Below are 14,698 nucleotides of genomic sequence, written 5' to 3'. Positions count from 1 at the left end.
TCTGCGCCTTGCCCACGGCCATGGCAACACCGAACTTTCCTGGTGTGATTCAAAACGATCTGGATCTTCCTTACGAGCCCGAATGCGCACTGTGCCACGGACATGGTGAGGGCGGCGGCGATACAGCAAACACGCCCTTTGCTTTGACACTTAAAAGCCGGGGCATGGTGCCTTACAACACCTATTCTCTCACCTCAGCGCTCGACAGCATAGCGCAAGACGAAGTGGACACAGCTGGTGATGGCACACCTGACATTGAAGATTTGCAAGCAGGCTCCGATCCCAGCGTACCCCAAGACGGCGGAGAACTCCCCCCAAGCCCAGAGTTACCCGAATACGGATGCTCCGTGTCTCATCCACAAACACCTCTCCCCTCCGAGCTATTTTACACCCTACCACTCCTAGCCCTCCTCCTAATACGCCGCAAAAAAAGCCGCTAACCCTCCGACCGTATTACTCGAAAGACACAGACCTCCGAACTGGTCTAGACGCTAGATATTTTTGTCACGCCTGCAAAGAGGCGTAGGGTTCGCACGCGCAGCTCCGCAGCGAAGCGAGGACTGTTTGAGCATGTGGACCCTACGCCTCTCTACTTGGGGACATGCTACCACGGAATAAACAATATAAATTCAAGAAGTTAGAAACCCGATCGCGGAACCGTCTCCCTTGCTCAACGGTTCCGCGATCGGGTTTGTAAACACATGTAATTATTTCTGTATTTTGGACGAAGCATGTCCCCAAATTACCAAATTACCCAAATTAACGGGCGGCGCGGGCTAGGTCGCCGTTGCGAATTAGTTGGAGCACCGCATCGATATCATCTGCTAGGACTCGGTCGTTCACCATGACCGGCACCACACTACGAATTAAACGATGAACCTTGTGAAGGGCTTTGGATAAATCAGCCTTGCGTATATCGCAAGCTTGAGCCGCAACGAGCAACTCAATGGCAATGATAATCTCAGCCGTACTCACAGACCATGCAACTTGACGCGCCGCAAGCGATGACATGGAAACGTGATCTTCAGTGTTGTTGCAAGTCGGTACCGATTGAATGCCTGCAATTCCTGTACGAGCACGCAGTTCTGCGACAAGCGCAGCTGCCGTGTATTGAGCAATCATTAGACCGCTGTTAATGCCCGCTTCAGCATCGGGATGAATCAGAAAAGCAGGTAAGCCGTCGTTATGGTTGGGATCCAAAAGCCGAGCCGTACGACGCTCACTCATCACCGCCGCTGGAATAAGCGAAACCACAAGCGAGTCAAACGCCTGCGCTAGATGCTGACCGTCGACATTGGCAGCATTGCTGATCACCCAACCGTCCGCGGCAACCAGTGGGTTATCGACACTTGCGTTGAGCTCAACGCGCAAAACTCTGCCTGTATGACTTAGCGCGTCGCGAACTGATCCAAGCACATGATGTGTTGTGCGTGTTGAAAGCGGCTCACGCAAACGCGCGCTAGACGGCTGACTCATTCCTTCTTTTTCACTTCGAAAAGTCGGCGTAAACGACGCGCGCTAATTAGACTTCCAGCATGCGGCTTACCCCGCAATACGCGCTCGTCCAAAGAATCAAGCCTTGAGCCGAGCGCTGACATACTTAACGCAGCCGCTACCTCTGCATTTGCAACCAATCGTGCCGTGTCGTTCAGGGCAAGTGAGCCAATGCCTGTGCTTTGTGAAAGGCCATTGATTAGCGCAAAACCATCGCGACCTTGAAGGTCACACGCTGGGATCTTGGCGCGCTTTAGCGCCTCAGCGCCCGGCAAAAGCTCGTCATTGTACCAAGCTCGGCCTTCGCCCACAAGCACTAGCGCCACATGCGCAAGCGGCGCAAGATCGCTCGCGCCAACTGATCCTGCTTCAGGCACATAAGGAATCACGTATCGATTGAGCAACTGAACCAACGTCTCTACCACCTGTGGCCTAACCCCACTAAGGCCAACACAAAGCATATTTAATCGCGTAAGCATTTGCGCGCACTTGATCACTGGGCATAGCCGCACCAACGCCGGCTGCATGACTTCGTATCAAGTTAATCTGCGCCACTCTGTTCATGTCCGGCGTGATCGCATTTCGATCGAGCGCACCCACACCCGTGGTAAGTCCGTACAGTTTTTTGCCTTGGCTCATCACCGAACGAAGCGCTGACTCCGAGTCACGAACAGCTTGCATCGCTTCACTTGCGATCTCAACCTTTGCATCGCGGCGAGCAACGCGAGCTACTTCATCCACAGTAAGATTTGCTCCTGTGAGAACGACCGGTTCTGTGGATTTGCGAGTGCTCAAGTTTAACCTAAGGCATCTGGAAAACGTGGAGAAGTTTTAGGCCGAAATGAAAAACGCCAGAAGACTTCGCCGTATCCTGAAAATGCATAATGACCATTGTGGCCAAGAATCTGCTCGCGATGCCGTTTAAAATACGAACGAATCTGATACCAAGGCATGTGCGGAAACTCATGATGCACAACATGCAGATTGTTGTGCAGAAAAAGCATGGACCACGGCCATGCAGCATCGACAATCGCAGTACGTTCATTGAGCTGTTGCGCTGGTTGATGCTCGAGATAAGAGCGCAGCAACCCAAGGCCCGCGCCAGCGTAGACAAAACAAAGCAGATACAGCCAAAGCGGCATCGCGCAAACCACTAACACCCAATAAAGCACAAGCCCCGAGGCAATCAGATGCGCCGAGAAGATTCGCCACGCGCGCCGCTCAAAAGAAAGAAGTTTTGGGAGCTCCTGTTTGATCAACACAACAGTATGGTGGATAGGACCAAGCAGCATCCGGCCCGCAAGCGTATGCAGCGTCCAATAGTACGCACGCATAGCAGGGCTCATACGGTCCCACACGGATGCCCTAACAAAAAACGATTCCGGATCGTCACTTGGATGACTTAAATTATCCGTCCGGTGATGCCTCATATGACTTTCACGGTAAATGCCATAAGGGACCAGCAAACCAAGAGGCAACGAAGCGATTACGGTATTGATCCAGACTTTAGTGGTTGGATGACCATGCACGGTTTCGTGCTGAAACGAACCGTGTAAGGCCACGAGATAAGCACCGAGCACGAAAAGCACAGGCCATGGGATCGCAAAATAATAAACGGTAGCAAAGGCCCACCCGATATGAACCAGCAAAGCCAAAAGCCAGGTTTGCCATTCTAAAAATAATAGATTTATTGAGGCACGATGTAATTTACGACTGTCTTCCACAATACTCCGGGTAAAATTTGGCAGTAAATACGATGAGGAGCAAGGAGATTTTTCGCACAATACGTTACAATTCGTTACAAAATACATAATGACGTTGTGAATTAGAAACAATGTTTACAATTCAAGTCAGCTTGTTTTGTCGGCGAAACCGCTTCTGAAGCTAATTCTTGACAAATTCATGACACAAGCAGAGATTTTCGAGCCTATGGCACCAGGCCAAATACGTTCTAGACCCTTAAGTCAGAGTCTTACTGAAGCATGTGCAACGATTCGTGAGCATTACGATGGGCAACCTAAAGTCGCACTTATTCTAGGCTCGGGCCTAGGAAGCTTTGTTGAGCAAATTGCGGGGAAAAAAACCATCATCGCCTACGATGAAATTCCTGGCATGCCCGAAGCGCGCGTACCAGGCCATGCCGGTCAACTGGTGTTTGCCGAAGTTGATTCCGTTCCGGTCGTGGTCATGCAAGGCCGCTCCCATCTGTACGAGGGCTATAGCCCACAGGAAGTTGTCTTCGGTGTACGCCTTATGCTTCGGCTTGGCGCACAAGAACTTATCGTCACCAACGCCGCAGGTGGTCTAAGCGAACAATTTAGCGCTGGTGATCTGATGATCATTAGTGATCACATTAACTTCACGGGCAAGAACTGTTTGGCTGGTCCCAACGACGAAAGTCTCGGCACCCGTTTTCCGGACATGACCTGTGCTTACGATCCGCACCTGGCTTCCATCGCGGAAAAAGTCGCCCTTGATATTGGTTTGCGATTGAGACGAGGAGTATACGCCGGTGTCCTTGGCCCATGCTACGAAACCCCAGCTGAGATTCGCATGTTTGATAAGCTTGGCGCGCACGCTGTGGGCATGAGCACGGTGCAAGAAGTGATCGCAGCCCGGCACATGGGCGTGCCTGTGCTTGGTATCTCTTGCATCACCAACATGGCCGCCGGCATCAGCGGCGCGCCCCTATCGCACGGTGAGGTTGCAGAAACCGCCGACCGCGTCAAAGAACGCTTCGGTCAACTCCTCTTCGGAGTCATTCGAGAGCTTCGCTAGTGCTCGTATTACTTTTTTGAAGTTTCGGCTTTCTTTGCTTTTCGTTCGCCCAAGCGAATTCCTAAAATCAAATCGTCATCACGCATGCGTTGGCCAGCTTGGAAGACGGGAACGCCGGGAGCGAGAATGACTTGTACCGATCGCAGATAATCTTTTTTATTAGGCTTGTTGATGGAAAACTGCACTTGGTATCGTCCATCCTCGAGTGTTTTATCGAGCAACAAGCGGATGCGTCTGCCGTTCGGTAAGTCTTGCTCGACTGCTTTGCCGGCAACACATTGAAACTTAGGACGACTTAAAAGCTTCATGGATTTATAAAACTGAAAGCTTCGGTGCTTGAGAGCCGGTTCTTTAGAAAGCGCTGGATCGATTTTTCCTTCTTTTTCGGACGCCGCGATCACCAAAAGCTCACCAGGGACGCCCGGGCTTGCCTTTGCGCTTTTGTTGTTTGCTTTATCTTGGGCACCGGCATGCACGCTAGCGCTTAAAACAAAGGCAATAAGGTATCCAAACCAAATAACGGTGTGCCGCTTTTTCATTAATTACTCTGCTCCTCCGGATCATCTACCCATAACACAGCGATGTGCTCTCCATCGACATCTTCGATGTCCATGACGGTTCCGGTATTGTTTCCAAAATCAACTTCCACCACTTCAGAACGCCCTGCATTGGCCAAAGCGGTTGCTGCTTTATCTTTAGCTTTTGCGATAAACGCAGGTGTCTGTACTTTTGGCAATCGGCTAGCAACGGGTTGTTGCTCACCCGCAGTATCTTGCTTGATAAAAATAAACAACAAGACGGCCATGGCTAAAGCCCCAGCCGGGAACAAAAGGCGCATGCCGCTGCCTAAAATAAATTCTTTCCAAGAAAGTACACGGCTACGGATGCTTGGCGCAACGGGCTTTTGTGTACTTCGGATGGCCCGCAGCACGGGACCAAACGAAGGAGCTTGAGCGGTCTCATCGGCATAAGTGCGCAGCATCGCACCAAGCACATCGTAGCTTTCTAGCTTAGCTTGCAAAGCAGAATCGTTTAAAATGACTTGCTCCACGCGCTTCATTTCTGCTTCGGGAAGTTCGCCATCGTAATATTGCTGCAAGGTTTGCTCATCGACGCTCATGGCTCACCGGCTTTCATGTAAGGACTTAGTGCATCCTGCATATTCTTTCGCGCATGAAAGAGCCGACTCATGACTGTACCTTTCGGAATCTCCAGTGCTTCAGCAATTTCATCGTAACTTAGGCCTTCAATCTCGCGCAGCAAAATAACCGCACGATGTTCTTCAGAAAGCGTCTCAAGTGCGGCTTGGATTTTCTCGCGAAGCTCACGACGCGCTGAAACAGAGCCTGGATTGCCATCCTGCATGTGAGGAAGCAGATCGGCGGCAGCACCAGAGACAGCCTCGCTATTATGACCCAGCTGTTCATCAAACTGAGCGTTGGGGGCCCGGCGTCTGCGGCGAGTATGGTCAATCGCTAGGTTCATAAGAATCCGATAAAACCAGGTGTAAAAGTTCGAGTTGCCTTGGAAGCTACCAAGATTTCTGTAGGCTTTGATAAACGCCTCTTGTACAGCATCCGAGGCATCTTCAGGATGCTTGAGGATGCCCAAGGCCACCGAGTAAGCTCTGCCGCGGTACTGATTGAACAAGGCTTCAAAAGCTGCATGATCCCCAGCCCTTGCGCGCTCGACCCAGCGCAGCTCGGCTTCACGATTGTGTTCAGGATGCTTTTTCTTGCTTGCTTCACCCTGTTTCGACGCTCGAGCAGTAAAATCATTCACGCTTTGTGAAGAAAGTTGGTCCTGAGCGCCGACCGCTTTTTCAAGCGTTTTCATGAGCCTAGGAGTACTCGAAATGCTCCGAGGATGCCAGCTTCCAGCCGGACAAATCGAGCTCGCACGATGATGAATGCTATGGCATGGTGGGCGCGATGGTGGATGTAAGCGGATTAAATGCGCCCCAAAGACAAGCCGTTGAGCATGGGGCTGGACCTTTGGTGGTGTTTGCTGGCGCGGGTAGTGGGAAAACCCGGGTCATCACACATCGTATTGCACACCTGGTCAGCATGCATCGTGTCAGACCCTACAATATTTTGGCCGTGACCTTTACCAACAAGGCCGCTGCGGAGATGCGGGAGCGTATCGAAAAGCTTTTACCGGGTAGCAGCGAACAGCTCTGGGTAGGCACCTTTCATGCGATTTGCGCAAAGCTTTTGCGTTTTTACAGCCCACACACCGGCGTACAGCCGAATTTTGTGATTTACGATGATAGCGATCAGCGCGCGCTCATTACACGCTTGCTTCGGGATTTGCAGCTTGATGAACGACGTTATGCCCCCAAGCAAGTTGCTGGACACATCAACCGCGCTAAACAAGAAATGAAAAGCCCGCAAGAGATCAACGCAGGCGACTACTACACTGAAAAGGTCAAAACAATTTACGAGCACTACGAAGCCGCTTTGCAACGTGCACGAGCTCTTGATTTTGGCGATTTAATCTACCGTTTTGTGCGTGCTCTGGAAGGAAACGAAGCGCTTTTAAAACAAATTACAACGCGATTTGGCCATGTGCTTGTCGATGAGTTTCAAGACACCAACCATGCTCAGTTGCGCTTAGTTAAAGCCATTGCCGAAGCGCATCGCAACGTGTGCGTTGTGGGCGATGACGATCAAAGCATCTATCGTTGGCGCGGCGCCGATCGACGTAACATTCTTGATTTCTCACGTGTGTTTGGTGATGCGCGAGTGATTAAACTCGAGCAAAACTACCGCTCCAGCCAGCGCATCTTGCGCGCAGCCGATGCTGTGATCTCCAGATGCTACGATCGTGAACCGAAAACGCTTTGGACTGAAAACGAAGAAGGCGCCAAGATTACTTTGGTGCGCTGCCTTGATGAGCGTGATGAAGCGCGGATGATGATTTCGGCCGTACGTGAGCTTGAACATGAAGGCATGGACCTCTCCAATATGGTGGTCTTTTATCGAATCCACGCTCAAAGCCGCGTGCTTGAAGAAGCCCTACGCGCATCCAACATTCCTTACCAAATCATTGGGGGCATGCGTTTTTACGAGCGCGCTGAAATCAAAGATCTACTGGCTTACCTTAGAGTGATTGCCAATCCAAGCGACGACGTCAGCCTTTTGCGTATTGTCAACGTGCCAGCGCGCGGCATTGGCAAGACCACTTTAAACCGTGTACTTGATCACGCCCATGCAGCACGACAAAGTGTTTGGGAAAGCCTTGGCGAACTTGACATGATCGAAACGCTAAGCGCTGCTCCTCGCAAAAAACTTACGGGCTTTGTTGCGTTGATCAAAGAGCTCCAAGCTAACGCGGCCGGAGGCGCAGGTCCATTGAGCATCGCCGAAACCTTGCTCGAACGCATCACCTACACCGATAAGTTAAAAGAAGAAGACAGTCCGGAGGCTGATGCACGTCTGCAAAACGTTCAGGAGTTTTTGGGCTCGATCATGGACTTCGAACGGGACGCTGAAGAGGCTACACTCGAAAACTTTCTTGAGCTGGTCACGCTGCAAAGCGATAAACAGGGCGACCAAGCGCAAAGCAAATTGTCATTGATGACCGTGCATTCAGCCAAAGGTCTTGAGTTTCCCGTAGTGCTTGCGACTGGCATGGAAGAAGGCATGTTTCCCTTCAAAGGCATCGATCCGGGTGCCGACCCTGAAGAACTCGAAGAAGAACGGCGCTTGGCGTATGTAGCATTCACGCGCGCCAAAGAGCGTTTATTTCTCAGCTATGCAGCACAACGCCGCGTCTTTGGTCAATTACGCGTAGGTATTTTGTCGCGTTTTGCCGAAGAGATTCCGGATGACGATGTCAATCGTATCGGCCAAGCTGAACCTTCCTATCGCCCGCATCACTTCAATCCAACACAAGAGAGTGACTGGCAACCAAACTCAACAGCAAGCCATGGGGAAAGCTACATTGACCGCAGCGATGTTGAGCTCGACAGCCCGCAAAGTTACAAAGGCACGATGGTTCAGCACGCTAAATTTGGCATCGGCAAAGTCATCGACATAACCGATGGAATTCCTCCAAAAGTCACCGTCATCTTCCCCGGCTGGGGCCAGAAAAAAATCGCCGCCAACTTTTTAGAACCGGCATAACCAGCTCTCTAGAAACACTGGCGCTGCTAGAGCCGAGATACTTTGATCGTTGTGCAACAAGCTCCACACAAAGTCTCTCGTATGCCCATCAGCCGATCTGTTGTTGCAAAAATTGCAGCAGCTGTCTTTTCTACGGGAGCTGCTTCCACAGACCGCCGGAGCTTGCATAGGTGACGCTTTGGCCGGACTCATTTAAGATGCGTTCTTCCATGGGCCAGGGCCATAGGGACTGCTCGGTAGGGGCGGTGTCTTGAAGTTGGTACAGAACTTCTGCGCCAAGCTGTTTTCCGGAACAGGTATTGGCGAAAAGATAGGCCCCGAAACCATAGCGCTCTGTATCAAACACAGGGCTTTGATTGCAAGCACTGCCATTTTCTACGTTTTCGCTCACAGCGCTTGCTGCAATGTGGTTCCCAGTGGCCGTAAGATTGCCGTACGCTGTGGTAGGGCAGCTCGCAGGCAACTCCAAAAACTTGCTGCTTCGAGATATACCAACAGGCGCATCCAAAATGACGCTTGTTTGAATCTGAGCACCGAGCCGCCAATCGCAGCTTTGCGCATTGGGATAGCCCGATTGTAAGACGCCTTTTTCCGAGGGGGAAACAATGGTGTTGTACTCGGCAAGTAAGTTTTCATCGTTGCGTTGATAGATGCCTACAGCATTACCAATTGAAACGTTATTAGAAAAATAGTTATCTTTCATCCTTTCGTTGCCTTGAATAAAGTAAGCACGACCCTGGCCGCTGCTTAGTCCATAGACAACATTGCCCACAATACGATTGCCATCGGCATTGGCGTTGCCATCGCGACGATTGACCTTGATACCTTCCACGCTATCTTGCACTGAAGGATCTTGGGTGACCACACAGTTTTCAACAATACTGTGCGAGGATCCATACATGGCAATGGCCGTACGAACACTGCCGTAGTTATTGCCGCCATAGCGTGCATAAAGCCGCCGAAAGGTGCCGCGCGTGCTTCCATAGTACGAAAAAGAATTCGCCCGGTTCCCCACGCTGCAGAATCTTCCACCAACACATCGCTGCAATTGTAAGCACAAGTAAAGACGTTATGGTTCATATCAACTTGCACCGCGTCATGGCCCGTGATGCGTTTGAAAACAACTCGCTGCACGTAGGTCAAATCAAAGACATGATGATTTGAATTGCCCGCGGAAAATCCCCAGAAAATGGCATCGTGCATAGGCGCATCCGCAGTGCCTTTCATTTGAAAGGTATGCCGCAGGCCTTCACCATCAATCACAGCACCACCGTCGTTCTCGGCACGAATCACAATCGGATGCTCTTCGCTTCCTGAGACCGTCACATCAAGCGACTGTTTGTACACGCCATCTTTCAGAATCAAATGGCTTCCAGGTTTAAGGTGCGACATGGCATGACTAAAACTAAACCAAGGATTTTCTGCGCTTCCATCACTATCATCACTGCCATCTGGAGATAGATAAAAAGTTTCAAGCGCTTGCCATTGCTCAATTGGAAATTCTGCAGGCCCAGTTGACGATGCAGTCCCAAAGCCCGCAGTCATTGTTGAACCCGCCCCGGACATGGAATTCTCGGCTGGGCCGCTGACGGAATTTTCATTGCCCGGCTCTGCTAATCCGTAAACGTCGCCAACACAGCCGGCGAGCACAAACAGCCCCCAGAACCACGAACACTTCCTCATGCTTCAGTAAGGCTGCAAAAACTATTCCGCCTATTTCACTAAGCAATTCAGTATAAACAGAAGCCATTCGTGGAACCTAGCGTGCTCTTTGTTCTAAAGTTTTAGCCAGCTAACTCCAGGCGAAATATTTTCTGTCTTTGGCATGAAAAACTTCATTTAATGCCACAATTGGCAGTTTAAATACATAATCCATGCCAAATCTGTCTAGTTTTCAGAGACAGAACAGCGAGGCAAAGATCGATGCCATAGCGCCGCACGACAAGCCGGTATCTCGGCACAGGCTTGTACTACTTTTTAAACTTTGAATGCGGTACACCAGAGCGCAAGATGAGTAGCGACAGTTCCGAAAAAAATCTAAACGATCCAAAACCCATTGACGTTTTTGAGCATGGCTCACCCAAGGATGGCCAGCCGCAAAGCATGAACAAACGCTTGTTCATGCAACTGATGGTGTTTCAAATTCAAGGTGCAGGCTCCGTTTCAGACCATGTCACCAAACTTGGTGAAAAAATTAACGCCATGGCTGCTCGCGCGGTGATCTATCAAGACTTTCACGATCCGCGCTCGATCGCTCTTTTGCTTTGGCACACCGACGAAAACGAACTTTTCCGAAACAAGCAGGAACTCTTTGCGCGCAACGAGTTTAACGAGCTTTGTTTACGCCCGGAGATGGGAATGTTCGGACGCACTTACAGTAGTGGTTACGAGCCAGACTTGGCCTATTGGCTCATCAACCGAGCTGAAGAGACGGCTACCAATCCCGAGTGGCCTTGGGCCATTTGGTATCCCTTAAGGCGCAAAGGGAGCTTTGAGCGCCTTGAGCACAAAGAACAGATGAGCATTCTTGGTGAGCATGCTCGAATTGGCCGCGCCTACGGCAGCCAAGATCTCGCACACGACATTCGTCTTGTCTGCCACGGTTTAGATACACACGACAACGATTTTGTGATTGCCTTAATTGGCAAAGAATTGCATCCGCTGTCACACGTGGTTCAATCGATGCGTAAAACACGACAAACATCAGAGTTCATCCAAGAAATGGGACCCTTTTTTGTCGGCCGTGTGCTATGGACTAGCAAAAAACAACCTCCTCTTGCTTAGTGATATGTCTCATTTCTCTTCGTTGATGCGACGTCCTGCACTAAAAGGAAGCTTGCTGGCTTTTCTGAGTGCTACCGTTTTGTTTTTGTTGATGGCCCAACAACAGTCCACAGCCTTTGGGATTTGGCTGGGCTTACCCGCTTTGTTGTTGTCGGCCTATGGCCTGACCCGAGCGATACTTGTGACGCTCGATGCCGAAGAGCAAGGCACTTCAACTGCTCATCCGCTTTGTTTGCCGCCCGTACATCATCCGGGATGGTTTGTCTTCGGAGCAACCCTGCTTCTGCTGCTGCCCGCTTTGGGTCTCTATAGTCTCAGCGATCCCTGGGAAACCCACTACGGTGAGGTCGCCCGTGAAATCCTCGCCCGAAACGACTGGATTAGTTTGTGGTGGGCCCAAGATAAATGGTTTTGGTCTAAACCAATTCTGATTTTCTGGACCGAGGCGCTAAGCATGAAGCTTTGGGGCACTGGGTTTATGCCGGATACGAACCCCTCGTACGCAGAATGGGCGATTCGTTTTCCGCATTTGCTTTTCAGTACAGCGGCCATCATGGCGGTGTATTTCACGGTAGCTCGTCTTTGGGAAAAACGCACTGCGGTGTTTTGTGCGCTTGTTCTTCTCACCTGTCCTTATTTTTTCCTGATTTCTCATCAGGCTATTACGGATTCGCTACTTGTAAGCAATCTGACGATTGCCATGTGCTTTTTGACCCTGGCCTTTGTCACACCCGAAAATGAAGCTCTATCGATGTTTCGGGTTTGGAAAACTAGTTTTTCACTCAAACATCTTTTTGTATTCTCTTTGCTGCTGCTGGTTCTCCCTCAGATTCTCTATCTGGCATCCAGAAACGTTTCTTGGGGATCGGGTGGTATCTTTTTCCATTACGACTCATTTCTTTATGGCTCGGCAGGAAACGATGCGATTCCCGGCAATCCAGCGCATCAGTTCATTCATCCAGTCTTTGGAAGCATTGCTGCACAACCTGTGATGCAGGCAGCGTACTGGGCTGTAGCACTTGCCGCAGCGCTTTTTTTCGCGCGTCGGCTAAAGAGTAAGCAAAGTTTTTTCTTTTTATTCTTTTACCTGTTTTGTGCAATCGCGTTCATGGCTAAGGGCTTGCCGGGCATCGTGCTGCCGGGTCTTGCAGCTCTCTTTTATCTTATTGTGTCCCGTCGCTGGTCGTTGCTGGGCTCCGGTCACATTCATGTTGCACTTGGCATCTTGCTGATCTTGTGCATTGGAGCGCCCTGGTTTGTAGCGATGTACATGCGCCACGGAGCGGCATTTACCGATCGCCTGTTGGTACACGACCATATCAACCGCCTTGCCCAGGGAGTCCATGGCGATAAGGGCAGCATGCAATATTTTCTAGAACAACTCGGGGTGGGACTCTTTCCCTGGGTTGGGCTTGTGCCTGCGGCACTTGGCTACAGCGTTGTCCAAGCTTACCGCGAAGAGCAGCACTTTGTTCATCTGGAGCAACAGAACAACAAGCAAGCCCATGCCACGATGCTCTGGGGTCTATGGCTACTGACAAGCTTCACGCTCTTTAGCGCAATGATTACCAAGTTTCACCACTACGCATATCCGATTGTGCCGCCCGCAGCCTTACTCGTTGGACTTATCGTAAGTCGTTTGTGGGCTTCGTCCGATCGTTCAGCCGAAACTCGCTGGCTTTCGATATTGTTATGCATCCTCGGTGTCGCAGCTCTGGTGCTTGGCCTCGCGGGTTTTTTTGGCGATCCCCGAGGTCTCGTGCCGCTGTCTGTCGAAAGCGCGAGCCGCTGGCAATGGACACCGGATCATGGCTGGCCACTGTGGCTGTGCACGCTATTGCTTAGCATTGGCACCTTGAGCTTTTATTTTGCTTATCGCTTCAGTTCGGTTTTTAAACAAAGAGCCCCAGCATTGAGTAGAGCAGCAATTGCCACTATCGCCACGGCGGCTGTGTTAATTGCCTTTGTCGGCCGAGACCTATCTTGGATCACTGACGTACGGCCTGCTGGCTATGAACGATTGCTTCAGCTTTTTGTTTATCGTTACGAGCGCGAGTGGCCTACTCAATTCGACTACCGTGCCATTCTCAGCGGCTTCGCTATCTTGAGTACAGTGCTCATCAGTCTCGCTTTGTTCACACGCTTGCGACGACTCATGTTGATGGCCTTTTTCTCTTGCGCTTTTTTGTTTGCGGTGTGGGGCCTCGACCTTTATCTGATTGATTTAGGACCACACTGGGGACAGCGTGAGCTCATCAAAGCATACTACGAGCATCGCAGTGGCCCCGATGAACCACTGCTCGCATGGCAGATGAATTGGAAAGGTGAAAATTTCTATACTGGCAACCGTGTCTATGCCTTCATTGAGCTCGATAACAAAGCCATTACCAAATGGGTCAAAGAGCACAAAGGTCAGCGTGCATTTTTTGTGCTACAACACGAACGTCTTGCTAATTTTAAGCGCTTGATGGGCGCAAGCCGTACGATTAATGAAATCACCACCGTTGATGAGAATAACAAGTTCATTCTGTTGGAAATCTCACTCTAACATCAGCTATTTTCTTCTCCTTGTTATTGTTTTGGTCCTTGTTTCGGCATCGGCTTGCTCGGAGCATAGCCATGACAATAGTATGGAAACACCCGTTCGAAGCGAAGCACTTGTTGTCATTCCCTCTGATTACGATGATAGCGTGCCTACGCCTTTGCTTCTGCTTCTTCATGGACTCACCGATACAGCAGAGAATATAGACGACCACTTCGCCTACGGCGCGGAAGCTGAAGCATATGGTTTTATCATGATTGCACCGCAAGGCTCGCAAGATAGCAATGGTTTTCAGTTCTGGAATGCTACCGACGAATGCTGCAATCTCTCAGGAAAAAAGGTCGACGATGTAGCGTATTTAAGTAGCGTCATTGAGGAAGCTAAAAGCAATTACACGATCGATGCATCTCGCATTTATATCGTAGGACACTCAAACGGTGGCTTTATGGCTTATCGTATGGTCTGTGAACTGCAAAACACCTTTGCTGCAGTAGTAAGCTACGCTGGAGCAAGCTTCTCGGATCCGAGTCAATGCGCCTATCCAGACGCCATCCATGCTCTTCATATTCACGGGGATCAAGACGAACTCGTAAGTTACGTGGGCGATGGCCCCTTTCCTGGCGCCGAAGAAACCATTGTGCGCTGGGCCAACCGCGCCGGCTGTGATGGCAACACTTTTGATGAAGGGCCAAAGCTCGATCTTGACGCCAACACCCCGGGCGATGAAACATTCACTCGCCTCTACAACCACAATTGCAGCACTACGAGCGACATCCAACTCTGGACCATCACAAACGGCGTCCACAACATCACCCCAAGCCCCAGCTTCACCAAATCAATCTTCAACTGGCTAAACCCCAAAAAAATTAAGTAAACACCCTAACCAGTTCCAACATTACCTACCCAACCACCCCGCGAGCAGCGCGAGCCCGCAGGGGAGGGAGCCGACGCGCATAGCGCGCTCGGGAGGGGA

At 50.6% G+C, this 14,698-nt stretch carries 15 protein-coding genes; 6 read left to right on the top strand and 9 right to left on the bottom strand.

Annotation, left to right across the window (positions count from 1 at the left end; all coding sequences use genetic code 11):
• Positions 1-20: 20 nt before the first annotated feature.
• Positions 21-440, top strand: coding sequence for a hypothetical protein (locus IPJ88_05215; GenBank protein ID QQR91134.1), 420 nt, complete (start codon positions 21-23; stop codon positions 438-440).
• A 319-nt stretch (positions 441-759) separates the two neighbouring features.
• On the opposite strand, the gene IPJ88_05210 is transcribed toward IPJ88_05215, so the two are convergent.
• Genes IPJ88_05210 through IPJ88_05195 form a run of 4 tightly spaced genes read right to left on the bottom strand, consistent with a single transcriptional unit; the run spans position 760 to position 3,218 of the window.
• Positions 760-1,476 (bottom strand): aromatic amino acid lyase, encoded by a 717-nt coding sequence (locus IPJ88_05210; GenBank protein QQR91133.1) that lies wholly within the window; start codon positions 1,474-1,476, stop codon positions 760-762.
• Positions 1,473-1,973 (bottom strand): aromatic amino acid lyase, encoded by a 501-nt coding sequence (locus tag IPJ88_05205; GenBank protein QQR91132.1) that lies wholly within the window; start codon positions 1,971-1,973, stop codon positions 1,473-1,475. The genes IPJ88_05210 and IPJ88_05205 overlap by 4 nt, the downstream gene beginning before the upstream one ends.
• Positions 1,936-2,289 (bottom strand): aromatic amino acid lyase, encoded by a 354-nt coding sequence (locus tag IPJ88_05200; GenBank protein ID QQR91131.1) that lies wholly within the window; start codon positions 2,287-2,289, stop codon positions 1,936-1,938. Before IPJ88_05200 ends, IPJ88_05205 begins: the two co-directional genes overlap by 38 nt.
• A gap of 2 nt (positions 2,290-2,291) precedes the next feature.
• Entirely contained in the window at positions 2,292-3,218 is a 927-nt protein-coding gene (locus IPJ88_05195) for a fatty acid desaturase (GenBank protein QQR91130.1), read from the bottom strand.
• Between the two features lie 205 nt (positions 3,219-3,423).
• On the opposite strand from IPJ88_05195, the gene IPJ88_05190 reads away from it, so the two are divergent.
• Complete coding sequence (locus IPJ88_05190; GenBank protein ID QQR91967.1) at positions 3,424-4,272, top strand: purine-nucleoside phosphorylase; 849 nt, start codon at positions 3,424-3,426, stop codon at positions 4,270-4,272.
• An 8-nt stretch (positions 4,273-4,280) separates the two neighbouring features.
• On the opposite strand, the gene IPJ88_05185 is transcribed toward IPJ88_05190, so the two are convergent.
• From IPJ88_05185 to IPJ88_05175, 3 genes are read right to left on the bottom strand one after another with little or no spacing between them, the layout of a single operon-like run.
• Positions 4,281-4,811, bottom strand: coding sequence for a hypothetical protein (locus IPJ88_05185; GenBank protein ID QQR91129.1), 531 nt, complete (start codon positions 4,809-4,811; stop codon positions 4,281-4,283).
• Positions 4,811-5,392: a hypothetical protein gene (locus IPJ88_05180; protein ID QQR91128.1), complete on the bottom strand. Its 582-nt coding sequence runs from the start codon at positions 5,390-5,392 to the stop codon at positions 4,811-4,813. Before IPJ88_05180 ends, IPJ88_05185 begins: the two co-directional genes overlap by 1 nt.
• Positions 5,389-6,108: a sigma-70 family RNA polymerase sigma factor gene (locus tag IPJ88_05175; GenBank protein ID QQR91127.1), complete on the bottom strand. Its 720-nt coding sequence runs from the start codon at positions 6,106-6,108 to the stop codon at positions 5,389-5,391. Before IPJ88_05175 ends, IPJ88_05180 begins: the two co-directional genes overlap by 4 nt.
• A gap of 83 nt (positions 6,109-6,191) precedes the next feature.
• On the opposite strand from IPJ88_05175, the gene IPJ88_05170 reads away from it, so the two are divergent.
• Positions 6,192-8,399: a UvrD-helicase domain-containing protein gene (locus IPJ88_05170; GenBank protein QQR91126.1), complete on the top strand. Its 2,208-nt coding sequence runs from the start codon at positions 6,192-6,194 to the stop codon at positions 8,397-8,399.
• A 130-nt stretch (positions 8,400-8,529) separates the two neighbouring features.
• On the opposite strand, the gene IPJ88_05165 is transcribed toward IPJ88_05170, so the two are convergent.
• The gene (locus IPJ88_05165; protein QQR91125.1) at positions 8,530-9,231 is read right to left on the bottom strand and encodes a hypothetical protein; all 702 of its coding nucleotides are present in this window, start codon (positions 9,229-9,231) and stop codon (positions 8,530-8,532) included.
• Positions 9,147-10,082 carry a hypothetical protein gene (locus IPJ88_05160; protein QQR91124.1) on the bottom strand — a complete coding sequence of 312 codons (936 nt, stop codon included), beginning with the start codon at positions 10,080-10,082 and terminating at the stop codon, positions 9,147-9,149. Before IPJ88_05160 ends, IPJ88_05165 begins: the two co-directional genes overlap by 85 nt.
• A 327-nt stretch (positions 10,083-10,409) precedes the next feature.
• On the opposite strand from IPJ88_05160, the gene IPJ88_05155 reads away from it, so the two are divergent.
• The 3 genes from IPJ88_05155 to IPJ88_05145 all read left to right on the top strand — a co-directional run bounded on the left by IPJ88_05155 (position 10,410) and on the right by IPJ88_05145 (position 14,599).
• Positions 10,410-11,183, top strand: a complete 774-nt coding sequence (locus IPJ88_05155) for a chlorite dismutase family protein (protein ID QQR91123.1) — start codon at positions 10,410-10,412, stop codon at positions 11,181-11,183.
• Positions 11,184-11,187: 4 nt separating this feature from the next.
• Positions 11,188-13,731: a glycosyltransferase family 39 protein gene (locus IPJ88_05150; GenBank protein ID QQR91122.1), complete on the top strand. Its 2,544-nt coding sequence runs from the start codon at positions 11,188-11,190 to the stop codon at positions 13,729-13,731.
• Between the two features lie 82 nt (positions 13,732-13,813).
• Positions 13,814-14,599, top strand: coding sequence for a prolyl oligopeptidase family serine peptidase (locus IPJ88_05145; GenBank protein QQR91121.1), 786 nt, complete (start codon positions 13,814-13,816; stop codon positions 14,597-14,599).
• The last annotated feature ends 99 nt before the right edge of the window (positions 14,600-14,698 follow it).

This window comes from Myxococcales bacterium, assembly GCA_016699535.1.
Lineage (GTDB): Bacteria > Myxococcota_A > Polyangia > Polyangiales.
This window is presented reverse-complemented; position numbering and strand designations above follow the sequence as displayed.